This window comes from Xanthomonas sp. NCPPB 2866, assembly GCF_041475745.2.
Taxonomy (GTDB): domain Bacteria; phylum Pseudomonadota; class Gammaproteobacteria; order Xanthomonadales; family Xanthomonadaceae; genus Xanthomonas; species Xanthomonas arboricola.
The window spans coordinates 3,262,401-3,280,738 of the sequence record NZ_CM192975.1; the positions used below are offsets into that span (position 1 = coordinate 3,262,401).

Annotated in this window: 15 protein-coding genes; 4 read left to right on the top strand and 11 right to left on the bottom strand. The window is 65.6% G+C overall.

What is annotated here, in order from left to right; all coding sequences use genetic code 11:
- Window positions 1–372: 372 nt before the first annotated feature.
- A complete protein-coding gene (locus ACCQ04_RS13940; RefSeq protein ID WP_226427561.1) occupies window positions 373–1,077 on the bottom strand; it encodes an HAD family hydrolase in 705 nt (234 codons plus the stop codon).
- 240 nt (window positions 1,078–1,317) lie between these two features.
- Here ACCQ04_RS13940 and ACCQ04_RS13945 point away from each other — a divergent pair, with 240 nt between their 5' ends.
- Window positions 1,318–2,082 carry an ankyrin repeat domain-containing protein gene (locus tag ACCQ04_RS13945; RefSeq protein WP_226427223.1) on the top strand — a complete coding sequence of 255 codons (765 nt, stop codon included), beginning with the start codon at window positions 1,318–1,320 and terminating at the stop codon, window positions 2,080–2,082.
- Between the two features lie 36 nt (window positions 2,083–2,118).
- Window positions 2,119–3,285, top strand: coding sequence for a Tle-like phospholipase domain-containing protein (locus ACCQ04_RS13950; protein ID WP_226427224.1), 1,167 nt, complete (start codon window positions 2,119–2,121; stop codon window positions 3,283–3,285).
- Window positions 3,286–3,468: 183 nt separating this feature from the next.
- Here the strand turns inward: ACCQ04_RS13950 and ACCQ04_RS13955 are convergent, their stop codons facing one another.
- The 8 genes from ACCQ04_RS13955 to ACCQ04_RS13990 form a co-directional block, all read right to left on the bottom strand.
- Window positions 3,469–4,719 (bottom strand): DUF819 family protein, encoded by a 1,251-nt coding sequence (locus tag ACCQ04_RS13955; RefSeq protein WP_226427562.1) that lies wholly within the window; start codon window positions 4,717–4,719, stop codon window positions 3,469–3,471.
- A gap of 221 nt (window positions 4,720–4,940) precedes the next feature.
- Window positions 4,941–5,156 (bottom strand): hypothetical protein, encoded by a 216-nt coding sequence (locus tag ACCQ04_RS13960; RefSeq protein ID WP_024939372.1) that lies wholly within the window; start codon window positions 5,154–5,156, stop codon window positions 4,941–4,943.
- A gap of 512 nt (window positions 5,157–5,668) precedes the next feature.
- Window positions 5,669–6,277 (bottom strand): nucleotidyltransferase family protein, encoded by a 609-nt coding sequence (locus ACCQ04_RS13965; RefSeq protein WP_046343576.1) that lies wholly within the window; start codon window positions 6,275–6,277, stop codon window positions 5,669–5,671.
- Window positions 6,278–7,015: 738 nt separating this feature from the next.
- Complete coding sequence (locus ACCQ04_RS13970; protein ID WP_226427225.1) at window positions 7,016–8,032, bottom strand: XdhC family protein; 1,017 nt, start codon at window positions 8,030–8,032, stop codon at window positions 7,016–7,018.
- Entirely contained in the window at window positions 8,029–10,236 is a 2,208-nt protein-coding gene (gene paoC / locus ACCQ04_RS13975) for an aldehyde oxidoreductase molybdenum-binding subunit PaoC (RefSeq protein WP_046343579.1), read from the bottom strand. The genes ACCQ04_RS13970 and paoC overlap by 4 nt, the downstream gene beginning before the upstream one ends.
- A 1-nt stretch (window position 10,237) precedes the next feature.
- A complete protein-coding gene (locus tag ACCQ04_RS13980; protein ID WP_039526229.1) occupies window positions 10,238–11,188 on the bottom strand; it encodes an FAD binding domain-containing protein in 951 nt (316 codons plus the stop codon).
- Window positions 11,185–11,835: an aldehyde dehydrogenase iron-sulfur subunit PaoA gene (gene paoA, locus ACCQ04_RS13985; protein ID WP_181141115.1), complete on the bottom strand. Its 651-nt coding sequence runs from the start codon at window positions 11,833–11,835 to the stop codon at window positions 11,185–11,187. Before paoA ends, ACCQ04_RS13980 begins: the two co-directional genes overlap by 4 nt.
- A 547-nt stretch (window positions 11,836–12,382) precedes the next feature.
- Window positions 12,383–13,390 (bottom strand): zinc-dependent alcohol dehydrogenase family protein, encoded by a 1,008-nt coding sequence (locus ACCQ04_RS13990; RefSeq protein ID WP_226427226.1) that lies wholly within the window; start codon window positions 13,388–13,390, stop codon window positions 12,383–12,385.
- 270 nt (window positions 13,391–13,660) lie between these two features.
- Between ACCQ04_RS13990 and ACCQ04_RS13995 the strand changes: the two genes are divergently transcribed.
- A complete protein-coding gene (locus tag ACCQ04_RS13995; RefSeq protein ID WP_372358546.1) occupies window positions 13,661–15,166 on the top strand; it encodes a sensor domain-containing diguanylate cyclase in 1,506 nt (501 codons plus the stop codon).
- A gap of 304 nt (window positions 15,167–15,470) precedes the next feature.
- Here the strand turns inward: ACCQ04_RS13995 and ACCQ04_RS14000 are convergent, their stop codons facing one another.
- A complete protein-coding gene (locus ACCQ04_RS14000; RefSeq protein WP_016902371.1) occupies window positions 15,471–15,995 on the bottom strand; it encodes a single-stranded DNA-binding protein in 525 nt (174 codons plus the stop codon).
- Window positions 15,996–16,268: 273 nt separating this feature from the next.
- On the opposite strand from ACCQ04_RS14000, the gene ACCQ04_RS14005 reads away from it, so the two are divergent.
- A complete protein-coding gene (locus ACCQ04_RS14005; protein ID WP_016902370.1) occupies window positions 16,269–17,267 on the top strand; it encodes a polyprenyl synthetase family protein in 999 nt (332 codons plus the stop codon).
- Window positions 17,268–17,537: 270 nt separating this feature from the next.
- Here ACCQ04_RS14005 and ACCQ04_RS14010 read toward each other — a convergent pair whose 3' ends face one another.
- Complete coding sequence (locus tag ACCQ04_RS14010; protein WP_226427228.1) at window positions 17,538–18,338, bottom strand: dienelactone hydrolase family protein; 801 nt, start codon at window positions 18,336–18,338, stop codon at window positions 17,538–17,540.

Consider the following 18,338-nt stretch of genomic DNA (forward strand, 5'->3'; position numbering starts at 1 on the left):
ATTCTTGCCCGCTCACCATCGCGGGACACGCCGCAAGGCAGAGCGGCTGATCTGCGGCTTCGCTGCAGGGCCCTTGCCCGCCCACCCTCGCGGGACACGCCGCAAGTACGTCCGTGTAGGCTCTTACGCGGCATCCATGCCGCGTAAGGTCCCGCGACGGTGAGCGGGCAAGGACCCGTCGAGAGAGTCGGTGTGCGTGGTTGCAAGCAGTGCATGAGGTGCATTGGTCGGATCGGTGTGCGTCGACCAGCGTCTCACCACCCCTCTGTCATTGCAGGTCGATTGCACAGTCTGGCCCGGTCGGTTGCAGAATGAGAGGGCTGCGATTTCGCCACCATCGACACTGCATCCAAGACGTACTGCCGGCAGCTCTCAGCCAGCGCGTTTCTGCGCCAGCCGCTCGAACAACGCAGGCAGCTCGCGCATATCGTCGAACACCGCCAGCACACCGATGCGACGCAAGGTATCGGCGTGCCCCTGCGGAATATGGCTGGCGCCGGTAAACCCCAGCACCTGCATGCCGGCCACCAATGCGGCAGTGGCACCGGTGGGGCTGTCTTCGATCACCAGGCAGCGCTCCGGCGCAACGCCCAGGGTGCGTGCGGCCAACAGATAGACATCCGGCGCCGGCTTGGGCCGCTCGACCATGTCGGCACTGAAGATGTGCCCCGCCGCGCGTGCGGTGAGCCCTACCCGCTCGACCGAGGCGATCACATTGTGGCGGCGGCTGTTGGAAGCCACCGCCAGCGGCAACGGAATCTGCTCCAACGCGTCACGCACGCCGGCAATCGGCTGTACCTCCGCCTTGATCAAGGCTTCGCTGCGCGCCTGGATCTGTGCCAGCAAGGTCTCCGGCAGCCTTACTGCGAAGTGTTCCTGCACGCGCAGCAATACCTCGCGCGTGGTCTGCCCGAACGTTGTGCCGAGCAACCGCTCCAACGCCTCGGCCGGCACGAAGGCCGCCAGCGCCTCGCGCATCACCCGGTCGGCCAGTATCTCGCTGTCGACAAGCACGCCATCGCAATCGCTGATCAGTAATTCGTAGACCATTGCACCCATCTGCTCGCAAAGCACCATTATGCCGGCCGCGTTGTGACCGTTGGCTGTGGCGGAGTGCATGCGCGCGTGAGGCCCATCGTGATGCATCGGCGACATGCCGATACCACGACGACAAACGGCCTCGACCAGTGAAACCTGTGGCGCCGGCATGTCACAAAATCTTACCGCGCGTCGTCCAGGCAGCTGGTAGGATCGGCCCGGCTGCGGAAGGACACACCGCAGTGCCACCAGGAATGCGATCAGGAGAAGGAGATTTCGATGCAGACGCGATTCCCCACCCTGCTCGTTCTTGCGACCTCGTTTTTCGCGGTCTCATGCACCGCCTCGCCCGGTGCCAAGGAGCAAACCACCATGTCAGCTACGCTGCAGGACCACACCGTCGCCTTCCGCGACCCCGGCCTGACCGACATTGCCAACGCCATCGCGCACGGTGATGTCGCCCGAATCCGCGCACTCGCACCGACAGTCGATCTCGCCGCACACGGCGACCAGAACGTCACCTTGCTCGAGTGGGCGATCTGGAACGAACAACCCCGCTCCCTTGCGGCATTGCTCGATGCCGGCGCAGATCCGTCGTTGCCGGGCATGGACCAGGAAACGGTCGTGCATATGGCGGCCATGGCGAAGGATGCGGAATATCTGAACATCCTGTTGCAGCACAAGGCGCCGGTCGATGTGGTCAGCGCGCGTGCCGGGTGGACGCCGTTGTTCCGCGCCGTGCAGAGCAAGCGCGATGCGCAGATCGCGTTGTTGATCCAAGCAGGCGCCGATGTACAGCGCGTCGACAATACCGGCAACAGCGTGCTGCACCTGGCCGCACAAAGCGGCGCGGCAAGCCCGGCAGTGCTGCAATTGCTCAAGGCCGGGGTGGATCCCACGCTGCGCAACGCGCAACAGAAGACCTTCCAGGCGTATTTCTTCACCACCCCGGACCGCCTGCTCAATGCCGCCGGCCAGAAGACCAGGTCGGACGTGCGCGCATGGTTGAGCGCCCACAACATTCCCGTGGAAAGCAGCCGCTAAGCGGGCTTTTCGCACGACGAACGCAAGGAGCCGCGCATGAGCCCGTCAAATTCCTCGTCCACCCCATTCGCAGAGTCGATGCGGGGACAGCAACCGCAGCCGGAAGACCGCCAGTTCCCGGCTGTGCTGCAAGATCTCTACGCCACTGCCTCGCAGCGACGCGAAGGCGGCGCCGAAACCTTTGCGCAGCTGCCCAACGGCTGGACGCGCATGGACGACAGCACGCTGCAACGGGCGGGCATCGACCCCGGCCTGCTGCACGATGCCAAGAGCGGCTTCGATGCCGCGTTCTACCGCAACGAACAGGGCCAGGTGGTACTCGGCTTCTGCGGCACCGACGAAGGCAAGGACTGGAAGCACAATCTTGGCCAGGGCCTGGGCTTCGACGACGCGCAATACGCGTCTGCCATCCAGCTCGGCAGCCAGGCCAGGCAGGCGTTCGGCGACCAGGTGGTGATCTCGGGGCATTCGCTCGGCGGCGGCTTGGCGGCCGCTTCGGCGATGGTCAACGACATCCCCGCCGTGACCTACAACGCCGCCGGCGTCAACGACCGCACGCTGGAACGCCAGGGCCTGGATGCCTCGGCGGCCAAGGAGTACGCCAGCAGCGAGTTGATCCGCGGCTACCACGTCAAAAACGAGATCCTTACCCATCTGCAGGAAGACAGCATCCCCCTCAAATGGGCGATGCCCAATGCGGCCGGGCATCAGATCGAGCTGCCGGAACCGGACCCGTTGTCGTTCGGGCAGCGCCTGGTGCCGGGCAGAATGTTGATGCACCGCATGGACCTGCACGGCATGGACTCGGTGATGAAGGCGCAGGAGATGCAATCGCCCGGGCAGGCGCAAGGTGCAGGCAGCCAGTTGTTCAACGATGCGGTGGTGCGCCTGGACGGCCAGCGTGAACGCCTGGGTCTGCGCGACGACACCGCGTTTCTCAACACCGCCGCCAGTGTGGCCGCGCGTGCAAGCAGCGACGGCCTGCAGCGGATCGACCACCTGGTGCCCAACCGCGACGGCGACAGCCTGATTGCGGTGCAAGGCCGGATGGACGACCCGGCGCATCTGCGCAGCCATGTGCAGACCGCCTCGGCGGCCAACGAGCCGGCGCACGGCAATGTCGATCAGCTGCAGCAGCACAATCAGCAGCAGTCGCAGCAAAGCACGCAGCAGGAAGCGCAGCGGCGCGGCCTTCAGCAGTAATCATGACCGGGCACTGGCGCTGACCAGTGCCCGCCTTGAGGTGGCTGACAGCACCTCGCACGCGCTCGCCGAAGGGATGCAGCCGGTGCAGCCGGCACTGTGGCAATGCGTGACACCGCGAGGTAATCCCGGCACGTCCTGCCACACCTTCCCGACGACTACACCGACCGTGCGACGGTCCGGTCAGCCCGCTCCGGCCATCGCGCGCAAGGTGATGCCGACCAGATAGGCGAGGTACGTGCCGGTGGCGTAGCCCATCGTGCCCAGCAGCACGCCAACCGGCGCCAGGGCCGGGTGAAACGCGGCGGCCACCACCGGCGCTGAGGCCGGCCCACCGATATTGGATTGCGAGCCGATCGCGAAATAGAAGAACGGCACCCGCAACAGGCGGCCCAGGCCCCACAGCAACCCGATATGTACCGCGATCCAGATCAGCCCGAGCAGGAACAACCAGGGCCGGTCCAGCAGCGCCAGCAGATCCATCTGCATGCCGATGCAGGCGATCAGGAAGTACAGCAGCAGTGAACCGATCCTGGAAGCCCCGGCCCCTTCCAGCGTGCGCGCGCGGGTGAAGCTCAGCAGCAAGCCGATGCTGGTTGCCAGCACCACCACCCACACGAACGGCGTGTCCAGGCTGAACTGGCTGGACCAGCGCAGCTTGGCCTTGCACCACGCAGCCAGCGGACTGGCCAGCGCGTGCGCCAGCCCGACCCCGCCGAACGCCACCGCCACGATCACCATCAGGTCGGCCAGGCTGGGAATGCGCGCGTGTTCGGCCTGGAACCGCGCCATGCGCTCCTGCAGCGCATCCAGCGCGCGGGTATCGGCGCCGCTGCGCGCATCGATGCTGCGCGCGCGCCCGGCCAGGAAGATCAGCGCCGCCATCCACACATAACCGACGCCCACATCCACCACTGCAAACTGCCCGAAGGTGGTGGCATCCACATCGAACACCTCGCGCATCGCCAGCATGTTGGCCCCACCGCCGATCCAGCTTCCCGCCAGCGCGGCCATGCCGGCCCAGGTATCGCCGGCCACCGTGGCCGGATGCACCCAGCCCATCACCCAAAACGCCACCACCGCGCCCAGCATGATGCTCAGTGACGCACCCAGGTACATGGCGACCAGCTTGGGCCCCAGCCCCAGGATGGCGCGCAGGTCGATGCTCAGCGTGAGCAGGATCAGCGCGGCCGGCAACAGCACGTCGCGCGCGATCGGGTTGTACAGGCGGGTATTGGCACCGTCGATCAGGCCGACGGTGTTGTAGATGCCCGGCAGCAGGTAACACAGCAGCAGCGCCGGCACCACGGCGTAGAAGCGTCGCCACATCCCCTGCTCGCGCGAGGAGGTCCAGAACACCGCTCCCAGCGTGGCGGCGATCAGGCCGAAGACCACGATATCGTTTTGGATCAAGGCAGAACCGGCGGCATTCACTAGGGGCGACATTCTCGACAGGGGCCGCCAAGGTGCGGATCGCAGCAAGAATGGCCGATCGGTCGTGTCCAGTCGACTGGATCCGCAGGCGACTCCCGGCGTGACTGCAAGGCCGCCGGCTGGCGCACTGCGCTAGGGTTGCCGGGTGCATGTGGTCGGCCACCCTGCCCGGGCAGGATCGTCAGCGTTTTCCTTGCGCTTCCTGCAAGCGGCCGGCTCGGTCAGCCGTAGCGACGCACCACGCGTTCGCCTTCGGCGGTCTTCAACACCACGCCGCTGGGCTGACCGGTGGTCATGCAATGCAGCTTGGCCATCAATTCGGCATTTTCCAGCGCGCCCTGCTCGCGCAGATAACGCAGCGGCGACCACTGCGGCCGGGTCACCCACCAACCGCCCTGTTCGGGATGAATACGCACAACATAACGGGACTCGTCCATCAGGGCCTCCGGCCGGCAGATGCAGCGGTACAACGACGGAAGTGGGCAGCGCGCAATGGCGCAGCGCACCAGCGATGGGAGTGCCGGGGTCCCGTTGGGGATGCCGGCGCGCCCTTACTCAAGGGGCCGCGGGAGAGTGGCCTAGGGCCCCGCGTCCGGCATAGCCAGCATGTCTTTTTGCTAATGCCAACGCCGTCGGGCGGACACTGGCATGAAGGTAGGAAAATTCTTACGTGACACCGATCGAAGCTGGCGCTAAATTCGCGCTCGAGCGGCGACCAGACGTCGCGGCTGGCCGTCAACGGGCGCAGACGGCGCGGGGGAATTCGTCGCTCTTGAAGATGCCTCGGGGGAGGGGTCACATGCATCTGCTCAGGAAGTTCCAGTTTCCGGTCAAGACCGCAATGGTGGTGGGCTATGTCCTGGTGATCAGGGAAGCGCTCGTGCTGTGGTCGTGAGACAACCTAGCCCCCAGGCTGCCGGATAGCGCGTCAAGCACCCGTCACGGTGTCTCAATCCGCGTCCACCCAGCCACGCTGTTGCGCTGCGACCAAGTCGGCGGGCGTGTCCACGTCCAGCGCGAGCGCCGGGGCGCTGACGCAGCCCAAGCTCTGCACGTCCAGGCCGGCGAACAAGCCGCGCAGGCCGCTGTCACCGTGGAGCGGCACGTCGGCCCAGGCCGCATGGGTGACCACCGCCGGGATACCACGCACACCGGCGTACCCGCTGGTGGCGCATCCGGATGCGGCCCGGTCCGCTTCTTCCAGCAAGGCGCGCAGATGCGGCGTATCCAGCGCGGGCTGGTCGCAGCCCAGGATCAGGCTGCGCCTCAGCGACGTATCGTCCTGCACATGCTGGCGCAGCGCCGCCAGGCTGGAGCCCATGCCGGCCGCCCAGTCGGCATGACGTAGCACTTCCACCTCCAGACCTTGCAGGACCTCGCTCAACGCGTCGGCATCGGCGCCCAGCACCACCACGCAGCGGCGCGGCGCCGTCTGTAGCGCGATGCGTGCGAAGCGCCGCAACAACGGTTCGCCGTCGCGCAACAGCAATTGTTTGGAACGCCCTAGCCGACGTCCTGCACCCGCGGCGAGCAGCAGCGCAACGTGATCGCTGCTCATGCGTCCGATGCCAGGGCGCGCGGCGAACGATGGCGCGACGTGCGCAAGGTCGGGCACACATCGACGAGCGCACTGCTCCGGACCTGGCCGAGATGACCGGCAACAAAAGGCGACGGCAATCGAGCTGCGTCGCAAGAGACGTCGTCGTAGTGATCAAATAATTCGGTCATGGCGACGTGGTGTGCATATTGGGGATGCGCCAGCCTAAAGAGGTAACTGTGCGCGCGGAGTGACTAAATGCAACGCATTCTCCGATCCAGGGAATGACGCTTTCCGACGTCTACCACCCGACCGTTGCGCATTGCACTGCTGCGCCAGCATGACGAAGAAATGTGCGGAGCTGCGGTAGCGCTGCGATCAGGACGGCAGCGACTGATTGCCAGCATTGGATGGCGCAGTTACCGGCAGAAGCGCGGATCACAAGAGCATGCCTTAAAAGGCATATCAAAAATTACTTAACTTCCAGACGGATACTTTTCAGCATCAGAAACTTCATCGACAACCACGCATCCACCATCTGGCGACTGCACATTGAAATTCGTATCGAAGTTAATGCAAACGCGCGATTGCAGTGCCCTGCCCTTTCTCGCGGCGGCACGGCTCGGAGTGGCTAACGGAACGTAGCGAGCGGTCGTCAAGCCGATGCGGATGGCGCCGAGCAATCGCAGTATGAGTGGTACCTACGACTACTGTCCGCGCTCTGCATGGCGGTTAGCGCCGCCGTCTTGGTGGCCATTCCTAGCCAGCCAACGCAGCAGCAGCCTGCCCATCGGCGACCGCCTGGGTGGCTTCGGCAATGATGCCCAGTGCAATCGTATGCGGGGAGGAGCGCCCCATGCGCCAGCCCGCCGGCAACCGTAATCTGGTCAGCGCGGCATCGTCATAGCCGAGCGCACGCAGTGCCTGCAGGCGTGCTTCCCGCTTCTGGCGGCTGCCCAGGATGCCGATGCAGGCAGCCCTGGAGGCGAGCCCGCGGCAGGCGACCTGCAGGTCGCTGTCGCCGTCATGTGCGAGGCTGTAGAGCGCCGTGTCCGCATCCAGATGCAGGTCCTGCAGCGCGTCGCCCAATGCACGGCGATCGTAATGGTCGGCGGCCAAGCCGGGCGGTGGTTCGCTGGGACCATGCGGCCGCAGCACGCGTACCTCGATACCCATCTGGCTGGCCAGCGACACCAGCACCAGCAGCGCAGGATCGGCACCGACCAGCACCAGCCGCAGCGGCGGCCGGTGCGTACGCAGGAATTCATCGGGATGCATGTCCTGCGCGCTGACCGGGTAACGGACGGCGCCGGTGCTCCGATCCAGCGCGACATGGAACGGGCGACGGTGCTGGCGCGCATTGCGCCAGCGCGCCAGATGCTCGCCCAGGTCCTGGACCGGCCAGACCAGCACGCCGATACGGCCGCCGCAGCTGAGCTGGATGTCCAGCACCTGGCTGCCCTCGCCGTAGTCCAGCCAGCGCGGCATGCCGTCGCGCAAGGCGGCGCTGGCCTCGTGCGCCACTGCCGCTTCCACGCAGCCGCCGGAGACGTAGCCAGCTACCCGGCCATCGGCGCTGATGGCCATCTCGCTTCCCAATGGGCGCGGCGACGAGCCTTGTACGTCGATCAAAGTGGCAATGGCCACGCGCTGCCCCGCCCGATGCCAGGCGGTCAGCGTGGGCAGCAGGTCATCGTGCAGTGCATAACTCGGCCATGCCGGCCACGCCGGCTCGGCCGGCGCTGCATGCGTGACCGGGGCCACCACCGCACTCACGCGCGCAGCAACTCGGGCAGATGCGGCAGCAGCTTGTCCAGCGTCACCGGGTAATCGCGAACGCGCACGCCGGTGGCGTTATAGACCGCATTGGCGATCGCCGCTGCCACGCCGCAGATGCCCAGCTCGCCGACCCCCTTGGCCTTCATCGGCGACGACATCGGGTCGCTTTCTTCCAGGAAAACCACTTCCTGATGCGGGATGTCCGCATGCACCGGCACTTCATAACCGGCTAGGTCGTGATTGACGAAGAAGCCCAGCCGCTTGTCCACCGCCAGCTCTTCCATCAGCGCCGCACCCGCGCCCATGGTCATGCCGCCGATGACCTGGCTGCGCGCAGACTTGGGGTTGAGGATGCGTCCGGCCGCGCACACCGCGAGCATGCGGCGGATGCGCACCTCGGCGGTGGCGACATCCACGCCGACTTCGACAAAGTGCGCGCCGAAGGTGGACAGCTGATGTGTCTTGGAAAGCTCGCCGAACTCGATCTTGTCCTCCACTACCAGGGCGCCATTGGCCGCGGCATCACCGAGCGCGATACGCTTGCCACCGGCACGCACATGGCTGTCGGCGAATTCGGCCTTGGCCGGGTCCAGCCCCAGCTGCTTGGCGACGGCTTCGCGCAGTTTCACTGCCGCGGCATACACACCGGCTGTTGAACTGTTCGCACCCCACTGTCCACCGGAACCGGCCGAGGCGGGAAAGCTGGAATCGCCCAGGCGCACGTCCACCCAATCCAGCGGCACGCCCATCATCTCCGCAGCGGTCTGCGCAATGATGGTGTAGGAGCCGGTACCGATATCGGTCATGTCGGTTTCCACCACCACCCGGCCGCCCTGCTCCAACCGCATGCGTGCACCGGAGGTCATCACCGGCGCATTGCGGAACGCGGCCGCCACGCCCATGCCGACCAGCCAGCGCCCATCGCGGTTGCTGGCCGGCTTGGCCTTGCGCTTGGACCAGTCGAAACGCTTTGCGCCGTCTTCCAGGCACTTGACCAACTGACGCTGCGAGAACGGACGCTGCGGGTTTTCCGGATCCACCTGGGTGTCGTTGACGATGCGGAACTTGACCGGATCCATGTCCAGCTTCTCGGCCATCTCGTCCATGGCCACTTCCAGCGCCATCAGACCCGGCGCTTCGCCCGGCGCACGCATCGCGTTGCCTTCGGGCAGATCGAGCACCGCCAGGCGCGTGGAAATCAACCGATTGGCGCCGGCATACAGCAACTGGGTCTGCGCGGCCGCGATTTCCGGGCCGCCCTCGGGCAGGTCGCCGGACCAGCTCTCGTGCGCGATCGCGGTGATCTTGCCATCGCGCTGTGCACCGATACGGATGCGCTGCACGGTGGCCGGGCGGTGCGTGGTGTTGTTGAAGATCAACGGCCGCGGCAGCATCACCTTGACCGGGCGTCCGACCTGGCGCGCGGCCAGCGAGGCGAGCACCGCATCGGCACGCAGGAACAATTTACCGCCGAAGCCGCCACCGATGTACGGCGACATCAGACGCACGTTTTCGCGCGGGATCCCCAGCGTCTTGGCCAGATCGCCCGCGCTCCAGTCGATCATCTGGTTGGAGGTCCATACGCTCAGCTTGTCGCCTTCCCACATGGCGATCGATGCGTGCGGCTCCATCATCGCGTGCGAATGATCGGGCGTGGTGTATTCGGCATCCAGCTGCACCGGCGCTGCCACGAAGGCGCTATCGAAATTGCCGACCGCACTGTTCGGCGCCCCGCCCTCCTTGGTGACCTTGGCGCCATCGCGGGCTTTTTCCAGATCGTAGGCGCCGACGTGGCGACCGTAGTCGACCTTGATCAGCTGGCCTGCAGCACGTGCCTGCTCGAAGGTCTCGGCAACCACCACCGCAATGGCCTGGTGGTAATGCTGGATCTCCGGGCCGCCGAGCAGTTTGGCCGTGTTGTATTTGCCTTTCTGCAACTTGCCTGCATTCTGCGCAGTCACGATGCCGAGCACGCCCGGTGCATTGCGCGCGGCGCTCAGATCGATGCTGCGAATGCTGCCCTTGGAGATGCCGGCGCCAACGATATGGCCATAGGCGGCACGGCCAGGTAGATCGTGATGCTCGTACGCATACGGCGCCTGCCCGGTGGTCTTGAGCGGACCGTCGATACGATCGACCGGCTTGCCGACCACCTTGAGCTGGTCGATGGGATTGGTACTGGCGGGAGTATCGAATTTCATATCAGGCCCTCGTGTCGGCCAGGATCGCGGTCAAGGTGCGCTCAACCAGCGGCAGCTTGAAGGCGTTGTGTTCGGTGGGTTGTGCGCCGTCGAGCAGCACGGAGGCAATCGCACGTGCGCCCTGGCGCGACTGTGCTTCGGCCGCCTCGCTGCGCCACGGCTTGTGGGCGACACCGCCGACGCCGACACGCACGCTGCCATCGCGTTGCACGACCGCCGCAACCGACACCAGGGCGAATGCGTAGGAAGCGCGATCGCGCACCTTGCGGTAGACATGCGTGCCGCCGAGCGGTTTGGGCAGGCTCACCGCGGTGATCAATTCGCCGCGTTCCAGCACCGTTTCCAGGTGCGGCGTCTTGCCAGGCGCACGGTAGAACTCGGATAACGGCACCGCACGCGTCTGTCCATCCGGACGCACCGTTTCAACCACCGCATCCAGCACGCGCATGGCAATGGCCATGTCGCTGGGATGGGTGGCGATGCACTCCTCGCTCACGCCGATCACCGCCAGCTGACGGTTGAAGCCACCGATCGCCGCGCAACCGCTGCCCGGCAGGCGCTTGTTGCATGGCTGGTTGGTGTCATAGAAATACGGGCAACGCGTGCGTTGCAGCAGATTGCCTGCGGTGGTGGCGCGGTTGCGCAACTGCCCCGACGCACCTGCCAGCAATGCGCGCGACAGCACGGCGTAATCGCGACGCACACGGGCATCGGCTGCCAGATCGGTATTGCGCACCAGGGCGCCAATGCGCAGGCCGCCATCGGGTGTTTCCTCGATGGTATCCAGGCTCAACCCGTTGACATCGATCAGGTGCGAGGGCGTCTCGATCTGCAGTTTCATCAGATCGAGCAGGTTTGTACCGCCAGCGATGAACTTGGCACCCGGCTGGCGCGCCGCCTTGGCCGCAGCGTCGGCGGGCGAAGTCGCACGCTCGTAGCTAAACGCCTTCATGCGCGCTCTCCCGCAACATCAGTGATCGCATCGACGATGTTGGAATACGCACCGCAGCGGCAGATGTTGCCGCTCATGCGCTCCTGCAATTCCGGCGTGGTGAGCCTGGTCTTGGCGGTCAGATCGTCAGTGACATGGCTGGGGATGCCGCGCTTGACTTCGTCCAGTACCGCCACCGCCGAACAGATCTGCCCGGGCGTGCAGTAGCCGCACTGGTATCCATCGTGCTTGACGAAGGCCGCCTGCATCGGATGCAACTTGTCCGGCGTGCCCAGTCCTTCGATGGTGGTGATCTTGCCGCCCTGATGCATCACCGCCAGCGACAGGCAGGAATTCATCCGCTGCCCATCGACAATCACGGTGCAGGCGCCGCATTGGCCATGGTCGCAGCCTTTCTTGGTGCCGGTCAGATGCAGGTGTTCGCGCAGGGCATCCAGCAAGGTGGTGCGATTGTCCAGGGTCAGCGTCACCGGCTTGCCGTTGACTTCGAATGCGACCTGGCTCGATGCGTTGGCAGGCTCGACTGCCTGCCGCTGCGACATCGCATTAGCTGCAGTGGCGGCCATCGACTGGGTTGCGGCAACGCTGGCTGCCGACGCCGTGCCAGCGATCAGTACCTCGCGACGGGTCATCTTGATATCTCTCATGGCTGGCATCTCCAACAATGCTGGCTTATACATTTCTTAAATAATGTGCAGCGCGGCCGGTCACAATCGCGTGAGCATGCGGCGAGTGTGTGCGGGCGCGAATCGGCGGTATGGCCCGATTCTAGAGGCGCTGCAGGCGGGCATTGACGGCATGGACTGCATGCGCCTATGAAACGCGCTCATCATTGCTGGAATGGCTTGCGTATTCGCTGCACGACACTGGTGTGTGCCGGCAGTTCGCGTTTTGCAGCGCGCCTCAGGTTCTTGAAGTGGTTCGAGACCTTTCCAAGTGCTGACAACGACGATGTCATCTGCGTGTGCGCGCGTGCTTCCATCTACACGCCGCGGTGCTCCATTGCATCCGGATACGCTGCATTGAGAACATCCGGACACGAACGACCGCTCTTGAGCGGCGGCCAGCGCGTGGCGATCGGCCGTCAGGCGAGTGTGGATAGCGTGGAATTGCGATGTGTGCGAGTGATCCATTCCGATCCCACGCAGCGGCCGCGCCCGCCTGACGGCAAGCGCGGCACGTTTTTAACCGCTTCTAGAATTCCAGCACGATCTTGCCCAGATGGCCGCCTGCCTGCTGCAGCGCGAAGGCGTCGGCGATATCGTCGAGCGCGAAGGCGCGATCGATCACCGGCCGCAGCGGCAAGGCATCCAGTGCACGCACCAGCTGCTGTTGATGCGTGCGACTGCCGACCACCAGCCCCTGCAGGCGCTGCTGCCGGCCCATCATTTCCGCGGTCGGCACCGGGCCCGCGGCGCCGGTCAATACGCCGATCAAGGCGATATGTCCGCCAACGCGCGCAGCGCGGATCGATTGCGCCAACGTGCCCGGCCCACCGACCTCGACCACGTGATCCACGCCACGGCCATTGGTGATCTCCAGCACCTGCGCCGACCACTCGGCATGCTGTCGATAATTGATGACATGGTCTGCGCCCAGCGCGCGCGCCTTGGCCAGTTTTTCGTCGGACGACGATGTCGCGATGACGGTGGCACCCATCGCCTTGGCGAACTGCAATGCAAAGATCGATACGCCGCCGGTGCCGAGCACCAGCACGCTGTCGCCGGCCTTGAGTCCGCCGTTGACCACCAGGGCGCGCCATGCGGTGACGCCGGCCGTGGTCAGGGTCGCCGCTTCGGCATGGCTGTAGCCGGCCGGGGCGTGTGTGAACGCATGGGCGGCGGCCACCACCGCAGAGCGTGCATAGCCATCGACGCCATCGCCGGGCGTGGTGGCAAAGCCGGCATGCAGCGGCTCGCCATCCAGCCACTCGGGGAAGAAGGTGGACACCACATGATCGCCAACGGCGAACCCATCCACCTCAGGCCCGACGGCCTCGACCACGCCGGCACCGTCGGACATCGGGATACGGCCGTCAGCGGTCGGCATCTGCCCTGACACCACGCCAAGGTCATGGAAATTCAACGAGCTTGCATGCAGCCGCACCCTGATCTGACCGCGTGCCGGCTGCCCGGGGTCGGGCAAGGCAACACTATGTAATGCATTCAGGCCTGCAGGCTGAGCTAAACGAATCGCGCGCATGGGGGCGCTCCTTACTGTGATCGATCTTCGGGATAACACGCCGGGCGTTATCCGCATGCAGTCGAGCTGGCTTTCGACTCCGTTATGAGCTGGTGATCTTCGCAGCATTTAGCACGGTGATGAGAGCAGGCGGGACAGCAGCGCAGTCGCACACCGGGCGAGCCGCCTTAATGCATGAGGCATCAATCACAGATCGGCATTGCGCCTCACGATGCAAACGATTCCACCCAGCGCCCACGGCTAAGCTGGCACGGCGGTTGCAACGTTCTGATGTCCAGACAGGTAACTCCCGTGACATCACCCGGCAAGCGGCGACGGCAACGAGCACAACGCATCGCGCTGCACTTCGTGCTGGGCATTTCGTGCCTGCTGCTGCTTGGTTCGGAATACTGGTCCATCCACGACGAGCGTACGAGTGCGCTGCGTACCGCCGAAGCGCAATCGTTGAACCTCGCCAATTCGCTGGCGCAGCATGCCAGCGATACCCTGACGATCGCCGATGCCGTGCTGTCGGGACTGGTGTCGCGGGTGGAGCACGACCAAGGCTCGGCCAGTGCGGGACCGGTCATGCATGACTTCCTGGTGCATGAAGCGCGTCGCTCGGACCGGCTGCATGGCATTTTCATCTATGCAGCCGACGGCGACTGGGTGAGTTCGTCACTGGACAGCACGCCCAGGAAGCACAACAACGCCGATCGCGCCTATTTCAAATATCACCGCGACCATCGCGACGCCTTGTCGCTGGTCGGGCCGCCGGTGCAGAGTCGCTCCGATGGCAGTTGGGTGCTCACCTTGAGCCGGCGCCTCAACACCCCCCGCGGCGAATTTGCCGGCGTGGTCCTGGTCACGCTGCAACTGAAGTATTTCCAGAACTACTACAGCACCTTCGAGGTCGGCCCGAACGGCACCATCGGCATGACCAATGACGACGGCATCGTGCTGGTGCGCCGGCCCGACAAACCGGGCGTGATCGGCACCTCGATCGCAGGCACTTCGATCTACGTCACCATGCGTGCGCGCAGGCATGGCACGGCCACCTATCGTTCGCCGATCGACGGCGTGGAGCGCATTTCCAGCTTTGCGCCAGCGCAGGCCTATCCGTTGACCGTATTGACCGGGGTCGCGGTCGATGACGCGTTGGCCAACTGGCGGCAATCCGCACGTCAGCGGATCCTGATCGCTGCCCTGGGATGCGTATTGTTGTTGGGCGTCGGTATCTGGCTGGATCTGCAACTGCGCCGCATGCATCGCAACGAGGACAAACTCAGCTCCGAAGCCTGGATGGATGCACTCACCGGCATTGCCAACCGCCGTGCGTTCGACCACCGGCTCTCGCGTGCCTTGCAGCAGGCCGTGCATCGACAGGCACCGCTGTCGGTGCTGATGATCGATGTCGATCATTTCAAGCTCTATAACGACACCTATGGTCACGTCAACGGTGACGCCTGTCTGCGCCTGGTCGCAGGCGCGATTGCCGGTTGCTCACGGCGCAGCGAAGACATTGCCGCGCGCTACGGCGGCGAAGAGTTCGGCATGATCCTGCCGCAGACAGATGCCGCCGGCGCACTGCGGCTGGCCGACGCAATTCGCAGCGCCGTCGCCGGGCTCGGGCTGATGCACCAGTCCAGCCCGACCAGCGCACACGTCACCGTCAGCGTCGGCGTCGCGACGTTCGAACCGGGCGAAACGCCACGCACCCCGGATGCCTTCGTGCACGACGCCGACTCGGCGTTATATCGCGCCAAGCAGAACGGCCGCGACCGGACGTCGGCGTAGCGCACCTGACAGTAAAAACTGCGCGCAACGCCAGGTGGGCGCGGCCCATGTCCGGAATCGGCACGTGTCAGGCAGACACCCCATAGGTGCGCGGCGTTCTCAGCCACCTGACGATTGCGCGCGGGGTGCTGTTAGCCACGCTTGGTGGACAGGTCAGTGGCGCCGTCGTACTGGTCAGGCAACCTGCGCGTCCAGGGTGCTTCGGATCCGAACAGCCCGGCCCGCGTCGATATCACCGGTGCAGAGCAAGCAAAAGGCCCGCGCGATGCGGGCCTTTTGAATGACAACCAAGGCTGGCTACCGATCAGAACGGGATATCGTCGTCGGCAAAATCGTCCATCGGCGGTGCCGACTGCTGCTGGGCCGGCTGCTGACGACGCGGGGCGTAATCCTGACCGCCACCCTGACCACCACCGCCACCGCCTTGCTGCTGGCGCGGCGCCTGGCTGCGCTGCGGGCGATCGCCGCCCATGCCGCCACCGCCGCCGCCTTCTCCACGGCCGCCGAGCATCTGCATCTCATTGGCGACGATGTCGGTGCTGTACTTCTCCACGCCGTCCTGGCCGGTGTACTTGTCGTAGCGCAGTTCGCCTTCGACGTACACCTGCGAGCCCTTGCGCAGGTACTCGCCGGCGATCTCGCCCAACTTGCCGAAGAACACCACGCGGTGCCACTCGGTGCGCTCCTGGTTGTTGCCATCGCGGTCCTTGCGCATGCTGGTGGTGGCCAGACTCACGCGCGTGATCGCCATGCCGGCCTGGGTGTACTTGGTGTCGGGATCGTTGCCGAGGTTGCCGACGAGGATGACTTTGTTGATGCCGCGGGCCATAGATGCTTCCGAGATGATGCGCCGGCGCCAATGGGCGCGGCGGTGAATGTCTTGGTGCCAATGTTACCGCACCTGCCGGCCACGGTCCCGGCGGATCGCCGCAGCGCCGGGCCGGGAAATGCCGCGCCGGCAGGTCGGAATCCGGGCGCTCCGGGACAGGCCCGACGCTGGCGCCGCAAGGGTTTGCGGCCACGCTGGAGGCCGTCGGACACGGCCAGCGGGACGGATCTGGCCCAGACACCTATAATCGGCGCACATCACGAACGCCTGCGCATGACCATCGCCGAAGACCTCCCCACCGTCCTGGGCCTGCCCCAGATCCAGTCCCTCGCCGCGCCCGACATGGCCGCGGTCGACGCGCTGATCCGCCGCCGTCTGGCCTCGGATGTCGTGCTGATCAACCAGATCGCCGATCACATCATCTCCGCCGGCGGCAAGCGCCTGCGTCCGATGCTGGTGATGCTGGCCGGCCACGCCGCTGGCGGCTCCGGCCCGGAGCACCATCAACTGGCGGCGATCATCGAGTTCATCCACACCTCCACCCTGCTGCACGACGACGTGGTGGACGAATCGGACCTGCGCCGCGGGCGCAGCACCGCCAATGCGCTGTGGGGCAACGCGCCCAGCGTGCTGGTCGGCGATTTCCTGTATTCGCGCAGCTTTCAGTTGATGGTGGAGCTGGATCGCATGGAAGTCATGCAGATCCTGGCCGACACCACCAACCGCATCGCCGAAGGCGAGGTGCTGCAGCTGCTGCACGTGCACAACCCCGACACCGACGAAGCCGCCTACCTGCGCGTGATCGAGCGCAAGACCGCGGTGCTGTTCGCCGCCGGCACCCGCCTGGGCGCGCTGGCCTCGGGCGCGGATGCGCAGGTGCAGCAGCGCCTGTACGACTACGGCATGCAGTTGGGCTTTGCCTTCCAGATTGCCGATGACGTGCTCGACTACGCTGCCGACGCCGCGGACCTGGGTAAGAACCTGGGCGACGACCTGGCCGAAGGCAAGGCGACCCTGCCGCTGATCCACGCCATGGCGCACTCGGATGCGGGCACCCGGGAGCGCCTGCGCCAGATCGTCGAACAAGGCGATGCGAGCGCAATGCCCGAAGTGCTGGCGGCGATTCATGCCACCGGCGGCCTGGATTACAGCCGCCAGCGTGCCGCCGAATATGCCGCCGCTGCCGAACAGGCGCTGGACACGTTGCCGCCCAGCCCCGCAGTTGCCGCATTGCGCGGCCTGGCGCGGTATGCGGTGCAACGCACGCATTGAGCCGGGCGGCGGCAGGTTCGCCTGCCGTGCTCACTGAACGGGCTGACAGCCGACGGTCACCCTCGCCTTTCCGGCGGAAACGCTGCCGCAACCCATGCCAGGGTTGCGGCGCCTTGTCACACGGCCTCTGAACGCGTCACACACCGATGCTGCGTGCGCCATCCGCTCCATATACGGGATCGGCATCTCGCTCCCGGACCGCGTGTCCGCGCGCCACCCGCCACATCCGACGACTGCCAGTGCGGCGGTCAGCCGCCTCTGGCCACCTCGTCAATCGCCAAAGCGTTCGTCGAAGAAATCGCCGAGCATGCGGTAGGCACGTTTCGCCGCACGCGGGTTGTACAGGCAGCCTGGCGTGCTGTTGGCATCGGCTTCGGCAAAGCAGTGCACCGCACCGCTGAAATTGACGAACTGCCAGTCCGCGCCGGCCGCATTCATCTCGGTTTCGAAGGCGGCGATGTCCGCCTTGCTCACGCTCTTGTCGTCGGCGCCATTGAGCACCAGCAGCGGCGTCCTGGCCGAACCGGCCGTCGCCGGGCTGGGCGTGGCGATGCCACCGTGCAGGCTGACCACACCGGCCAGCTGCGCACCGGCGCGCACCAGCTCCAGCACCGTGGTGCCGCCGAAGCAGAATCCCACCGCACCGATGCGCGATGCATCCAGCGGCGCCCTGCCGGCCTGCGCCTTGAGCACATCCACCGCCTTCAGCGCGCGGGCGCGCAGCGTCGGCGGGTCCTTCTTCAGCGCACCGGCAAACTGCCCGGCCTCGCTGTCGTTGGCCGGACGTTTGCCCTTGCCGTAGACGTCGGCAACCAGCACTACATAATCGTCGCCAGCCAGTTGCTTGGCCTTGGTGACCGCCGAATCGTTGACGCCGCGCCAGTTCGGCACCATCACCAGCCCTGGGCGCTTGGCGGTACCGGCGTCGTCGTAGACCAGCACGCCGCTGAAGGTGTCCTTGCCGATCGTCCATTCCAGCGGTTTGGCCTGCATCGCTGCGGCGGCGGGCAACGCCAGCGACGCCAAGACACCGAACAACCCAACGCCACGCCATCTCCATTGCTTGTGCAT

What these genes read in the sequence shown, in the direction of transcription:
- ACCQ04_RS13940 (WP_226427561.1), bottom strand. Translation starts at nt 1,077, where the DNA reads ATGGTGCTTTGCGAGCAGATGGGTGCAATGGTCTACGAATTACTGATC.
- ACCQ04_RS13945 (WP_226427223.1), top strand. Translation starts at nt 1,318, where the DNA reads ATGCAGACGCGATTCCCCACCCTGCTCGTTCTTGCGACCTCGTTTTTC.
- ACCQ04_RS13950 (WP_226427224.1), top strand. Translation starts at nt 2,119, where the DNA reads ATGAGCCCGTCAAATTCCTCGTCCACCCCATTCGCAGAGTCGATGCGG.
- ACCQ04_RS13960 (WP_024939372.1), bottom strand. Translation starts at nt 5,156, where the DNA reads ATGGACGAGTCCCGTTATGTTGTGCGTATTCATCCCGAACAGGGCGGT.
- ACCQ04_RS13965 (WP_046343576.1), bottom strand. Translation starts at nt 6,277, where the DNA reads ATGAGCAGCGATCACGTTGCGCTGCTGCTCGCCGCGGGTGCAGGACGT.
- paoC (WP_046343579.1), bottom strand. Translation starts at nt 10,236, where the DNA reads ATGAAATTCGATACTCCCGCCAGTACCAATCCCATCGACCAGCTCAAG.
- ACCQ04_RS13980 (WP_039526229.1), bottom strand. Translation starts at nt 11,188, where the DNA reads ATGAAGGCGTTTAGCTACGAGCGTGCGACTTCGCCCGCCGACGCTGCG.
- paoA (WP_181141115.1), bottom strand. Translation starts at nt 11,835, where the DNA reads ATGAGAGATATCAAGATGACCCGTCGCGAGGTACTGATCGCTGGCACG.
- ACCQ04_RS13990 (WP_226427226.1), bottom strand. Translation starts at nt 13,390, where the DNA reads ATGCGCGCGATTCGTTTAGCTCAGCCTGCAGGCCTGAATGCATTACAT.
- ACCQ04_RS13995 (WP_372358546.1), top strand. Translation starts at nt 13,661, where the DNA reads ATGTCCAGACAGGTAACTCCCGTGACATCACCCGGCAAGCGGCGACGG.
- ACCQ04_RS14000 (WP_016902371.1), bottom strand. Translation starts at nt 15,995, where the DNA reads ATGGCCCGCGGCATCAACAAAGTCATCCTCGTCGGCAACCTCGGCAAC.
- ACCQ04_RS14005 (WP_016902370.1), top strand. Translation starts at nt 16,269, where the DNA reads ATGACCATCGCCGAAGACCTCCCCACCGTCCTGGGCCTGCCCCAGATC.
- ACCQ04_RS14010 (WP_226427228.1), bottom strand. Translation starts at nt 18,338, where the DNA reads ATGCACAAGCAATGGAGATGGCGTGGCGTTGGGTTGTTCGGTGTCTTG.